This window comes from Limnospira sp. PMC 1279.21, from assembly GCF_032349615.1.
GTDB lineage: Bacteria > Cyanobacteriota > Cyanobacteriia > Cyanobacteriales > Microcoleaceae > Limnospira > Limnospira fusiformis.
Window position 1 is genome coordinate 1 of sequence record NZ_JARPLU010000546.1, and the last position, 435, is coordinate 435.

At 41.6% G+C, this 435-nt stretch carries 1 protein-coding gene; it reads right to left on the reverse strand.

All coding sequences use genetic code 11. The features are described from left to right. Positions 1-126 precede the first annotated feature (126 nt). On the reverse strand, positions 127-435 hold a 309-nt coding region (locus P5683_RS25875), incomplete at its 5' end, for a zinc ribbon domain-containing protein (protein WP_315669523.1).

Genomic DNA, 435 nt, shown 5'->3' on the forward strand with positions numbered 1-435 from the left:
TTATTATACCCTATTGCCCTAAAATATTAACCTAATTTGAGATTAAATCATGCTCCAATGGCGATACCTTGGTCTAACCTGCTCTATAAAACTTAAACAAAACCCGACATAGCCGGATCTTGATGTTTATTTCTGGCTTCGTCCGGGACTGTCGGCAGCACCCCGTCCACAAGTGTAATCGTCGGAACCAGGCGATTTTTCTAAATTTATACTGGCGTTCAAATCTCTATCAATCTTCAGGCCACAGTTCTGACATTCAAAAGTCCGACGGACTAGGGGCATTTTTTGACGATAACCGCAATTAGAACAAAGTTGACTGGATGGATAAAATCTATCGGCAATAATCAACTTTGAACCATAACGTTCTGCCTTGTAACCGAGTTGACGACGGAACTCATAAAATGAAGCATCAGCGATAGAACCCGCCAAACCATA